Genomic DNA, 5,060 nt, shown 5'->3' on the forward strand with positions numbered 1-5,060 from the left:
CTTCAGTGCGGAGCAAGTTAACATATTTCCCCCCTGAGTGCCATAACTCCTCATGCGTACCCCGCTGCACGACTTTCCCCTGCTCCAATACAATAATTTCATCACAATCTCGAATCGTGCTGAGTCGGTGAGCGATGACAATACAAGAACAACCGCGCCGCCGCAAATTCCTATCAATCATCAATTCTGTTTGAGCATCCAGCGCAGAAGTTGCCTCATCCATTACCAATACCGCCGGATTCCGAACCATTGCGCGAGCAATTTCTAAGCGCTGGCGCTGTCCGCCACTGATGTTCATTCCCCCTTCAATCAGTTTGGCATCATATCCCCCAGGCATAGATTCAATCAAATCGTGAATGACTGCATCAGAGCAAGCCCGCACCAAATCGGTTTGTGATACTGTCGAATCCCATAGGGTAAGATTTTCCCGAACTGTCCCAGCAAATAGAAAAATATCCTGTTCTACCATTGCCAAAGAATTCGCCAAAACAGAGCGAGGAATCTGGGTTCTAGGTACGCCATCAAAGTAAATTTCTCCTTGCCAAGGTTCGTAAAGACCGCAAACAAGTTTAGCTATTGTAGACTTACCAGAACCGCTTCCGCCTACGATCGCCACTCGTTGTCCCGGTTCCAAAATTAAGCTAAAGTTCTCAATCAAAGGCTTGTCCACACGGCTATAGCCAAAAGTTATATTCCGCAACTCAACGTAACCCTGCAACCGAAAAGATAATTGATAATTCTCCCTCTCTCCCTCTCTTTTTCTCTCCTTCTCTCCTTCTCTCCCTCTCTCCTTCTCTCCCTCTTTCCCTCTCTCCCTCTCTCCTGCTCCCCGTAACGCTTCTGCATCGACAGTGTTTTGCAGTACGTCATCGAGGCGGTTTAAGTCAGCCTCTAAATCTTGCAACAAACTGCCGAAATTAACTAGACTGTTGACAGGCTCTAGGAAACTGCCTGTTAAACTTTGGTAGGCAACCAGCATCCCAATACTGAGGCTGCCATTCATGACCCGAAAGCCGCCGACAACTAAGATAGAAGCGGTGGTTAGTGCTGTTAAAAGCGTGGGTATTATTGTCAGAATTTGAGTTTGTAAAGCCAATTCCTGCTGGGCGTTGAGTGCTTTGGCATAATAGCCCGCGAATTTTGCAAATGAGTCAGACTCAAGCCCGGAAGCTTTGATTGTTTCTATAGTTTGGATGCCAGCGATCGCCACTCCATTGACCTTACCGTATTCTTGTGCCAGCTTCATATTGGCATCCACACGAGTCCGCGATAACCACTGGAGGGCGAAAAAGTTGATAGCGGCAAAACCAACAGCTACGCTTGTCAGTACAGGGTCGTACTGGAGCATAATGAGAAAGTAAAACACCATCATCACCGCGTCGATGACCGTGGTGGCAAGCCGACCTGAAAGGACATCCGCAACTTTGTCGTTAAGTTGCACCCGACTGCTGATTTCACCTGCGAAACGTTGAGCATAAAACCCGACTGGCAAGCGGAGAATATGCCAGAGAAACTGTCCCGACATCGTCACCGACAACTTAACCATTAGCTTCCGCAGGTAGGTAAGCCGCAACCACGCCAGAAAGCTCCTCGCCACGGCGGTAAGAACCATTCCTAACACCAGTGGTCGTATCCAGTCAGAGCGCTCAGAGACGAGAATTTCATCGACAAACACCTGAGTAAAACCTGGCACCGCCAATCGAGGAACTGTCAGTAAAAGCCCCGCCACGAGACAGTACAGAATAGTACTGCGCGAGTTTTGCAAGCGCAGAGCTAATGCCGAGACAATGTTACTTTTTTTGCCACCCCTTTGAAAGTCTGGTCCTGGCTCCATGACCAAGGTGACACCGGTGTAAGCACGGTCAAACTCTTGGAGGGAAACTGTCCGCCGTCCTGTGGCGGGATCGTTGAGGTAGACGCGGTTTTCTCCAAAACCTTCCACCACCAGAAAGTGGTTGAAATTCCAAAAGACAATGTAGGGAGGAGCAAGGGTGTTGAGGTTTTCTAGGGACTTTTTCAAACCTTTGGCGTTTAAGCCATAGTTCCGAGCTGCTTTAACTATATTAAAGGCGTTACTTCCATCTCGCGAGACGCCACACTCACGCCGCAATTCTGCCAAAGGGACAATACGCGAGTAATAGCCTAGAACGATTCCTAGGGCTGCAGCACCACATTCGGTTGCTTCGATTTGCAGCAGCGTGGGGGTACGGACGCGAGGAGTTTGTCGTGGCTGTAGAATACTCCTAATAAAAGCAAGTGGCTTAACCTTGAAAAACATTAAATCTACCTTAAGAAGTCAAAGATTGCGAGGAGCACCACTGGTATTGGGAATGCAAAAACCTTTCTGAATTCTTGCTTCTTGCAACAAAATACACAAGCCTGTCGATTTTACGGCTGGAAAGCTGGCAAGAAACAAAATTAACCAGCAGCCCAACATTGAATACTACTGGGTGTCGTAACAGGCATAGCTTGAACTATTTCAGGTAAATTGATTCAGAACAGCGATCGCACAAACCTAAGCTACGGGTTATCTCTTGTAAATATTTTGATGAGAAAGAATCTCAAATGTGTAGTTTTCGAGATTCACAAAGCTGGCATAGTTCTTTAGAGGCATCTGCTCAAGAAGGCTTTTGGTGGTGCTGACGCCTGATTCTTCACTGTACAAGAAAATTTTTAAGTATCAGATAAACAAATATACCATACTATAGATATATGTATAATGATATATAGTAAAAAAAAATACCACAAAAGAATTAAAAATTTCAAAAAATCAGGAAATACTTAAAGCATTTTTGGTATTTTATTTTTCCCATTGATTTAAGGCTCTCTAAAACAAAGATACGTGAGTATCTCAAAACCCTTTCTACAACATAGTTACCAGAGAGTGAGGATTGATAAAACTGTCTATAATAAATTTTTATAGGTACAATTTTAAAGTTTCTTTGAAAAAAATAATACATACATCTAAAGATAGATATCTAAAGATACGGAAATCTTTTACAAAGTTAAGTGTAATCACTCAACCAAAAGAGAGAGACAAAATGGTTAAGAATGAAGGCGTAACCGAAGCTACTCTGGAAGCGAAGGAATGGGAAGGAGAACTGGATGATGCAGATTTAACAGCTGTGTCTGGCGGCAAAGGCTATGTTGTAGAATATTTCGAGAATCTAGGAGAGGGTCTTGGTAAATACTTTACAGATTACGGTAACGGTATCGCCGCCGCAGCGGAGAAGGCATTTGGCGGCTAATCGATATTCAATTAGACCTTAATTGAACGCACAACCTCGATTTGCTTTGGTAAATTTTGTACCACCTCTAGTACTTCGAGCGTTCCAATACTCCAAACTACTTGGGTAAGTATGAAATATAGGGTAAGCATTTATACCTTTTGTCAACAATAATTTTTTGTGCAGGTAGCAAGTCTTAATTACCCTGTAAGACTTGCTACCTGCTCATCGCTTTTTAGGGTTTATTCCATTTGTCTTGCTAGTATAGGATTCCTCCGCAGATTTTTGAAATACACGTAGGGTGGGCAATGCCCACTATATCTAGGTTATATCTGGCTTTTGGTGAGCATTGCCCACCCGAAAAATACTTGCTAGCTCCCCCACTCTCGAACAAAGACGAGACGCTATTGTTGAGGATGCTTGTACAGTTAATACAGTAGCGCTACTAGTAAAATTTTCCATACAGATATAAAAGACTTTGATTCTTCTCCTTGTATGCTTGCAAGGAGATTTTTATATAAGTATTAGATAAATAAATATACCATACTATAGATATATGTCTAAAGAGGTAGAGTAAAAAAAACTACTAAAAAAGAAATCAAAATTTTCAAAAAATCAGGAAATACTTAAAGCACTTTTGGTATCTTACTTCTCCCATCAATTTTATCCTCTGTAAAATACAAATACGGGAGTATCTCAAAACCCTTTATACAAGGTAATTACCAGAGAGTAAGGATTGGTAAAATAAATTATAAGAAATTTTTATAAGTAATATTATTGTTGTTACTTGCAATAATAAACACATATGTCTTTAGACATATATACAAAGGTATGGTTAAGTTTTATAACAGTAAGTGTAATCACTGAACAAAAAGAGAGAAACAAAATGATTAAGAATGAAGCCGTAACCAAAGCTACTCTAGAAACAAAGGAATGGGAAGGAGAATTGGATGATGCAGAATTGACAACCGTGTCTGGTGGTTTAGATGTACCAATTGTCGGTGGCGTCGTTAACACAGTAGTTGATACAGCATCGAATGTACCAGTTGTTGGTCCCGTTGTTAATACTGTTACTGGTCTACTACCGTTATAAACCCATTCGTATAATGGTGTAGTTTCTAAAGCTACAGCTATCAGTTAACCGCTCGATTAAGTTGTCCAAAGCTGATTTATTTTAATGAGACCTGAATTGGCTTTGACAAGATTTTGTACTATCTCTAGTACTCCGAGCGTTCCAATGCCCAAAAATGCTTGGATAAGTATCAAAGAACAGGGAAAGCATTTATACCATTAATCTACTATAATTTTTCGTGCAGCTAGCAAGTCTTAATTACCCTGTAAGACTTGCTAGCTGCTCAGCGCTTAAGAGCGTTAATTCCATTTGTCTTGCTACTAGTTGATATTACTAGAGTGACTGTGTCAACAACCCAGGTCTAAAGACACTGGGCTTCTAGCCTAAGTCCAAGGACAGTAGTTGACCCGACGCGCGTACCTCGTGTACTACGTTATTGGCAAGTGTTCAAGTTCCTACCTACAGATACGCGCGCCAGTCTGTAGCTCTAGAAATCAAGGATTAAACAGATTTATTGGGTTAAGTCAGTGTCCTCGATACAGTACCGACTAATAACAAAGTCTCGGGCTAACTTTACCCCGAAAGGGAGACTCTACGGAGCAATAAAAAACCCGTTATGCGTACAGGTGAGTCCAGTCCTGAAGGAGGGTTTCCCGACAGCAGGGAACTGGCTCTCCCGTTGGGGTGAACGAGTTGAGATGGTAACTGTCAAGCTTGAAAGTACATTACAAAAGTACACCGATTCAAGTAACCCCAAGGCG

At 42.5% G+C, this 5,060-nt stretch carries 3 protein-coding genes; 2 read left to right on the top strand and 1 reads right to left on the bottom strand.

All coding sequences use genetic code 11. The features are described 5' to 3' along the window. Window positions 1-2,278 (bottom strand): NHLP family bacteriocin export ABC transporter peptidase/permease/ATPase subunit (locus AACT52_RS10275; protein WP_073636605.1); only part of this gene is annotated, 2,278 nt, incomplete at its 3' end. A 763-nt stretch (window positions 2,279-3,041) separates the two neighbouring features. On the opposite strand from AACT52_RS10275, the gene AACT52_RS10280 reads away from it, so the two are divergent. Both AACT52_RS10280 and AACT52_RS10285 read left to right on the top strand, forming a co-directional pair. After that, complete coding sequence (locus tag AACT52_RS10280; RefSeq protein WP_073636606.1) at window positions 3,042-3,248, top strand: hypothetical protein; 207 nt, start codon at window positions 3,042-3,044, stop codon at window positions 3,246-3,248. 865 nt (window positions 3,249-4,113) lie between these two features. After that, window positions 4,114-4,320, top strand: a complete 207-nt coding sequence (locus tag AACT52_RS10285) for a hypothetical protein (RefSeq protein ID WP_073636607.1) — start codon at window positions 4,114-4,116, stop codon at window positions 4,318-4,320. Window positions 4,321-5,060: the final 740 nt, after the last annotated feature.

Origin of the sequence: Scytonema sp. HK-05, from assembly GCF_963872035.1 — a bacterium.
Lineage (GTDB): Bacteria > Cyanobacteriota > Cyanobacteriia > Cyanobacteriales > Nostocaceae > Kalymmatonema.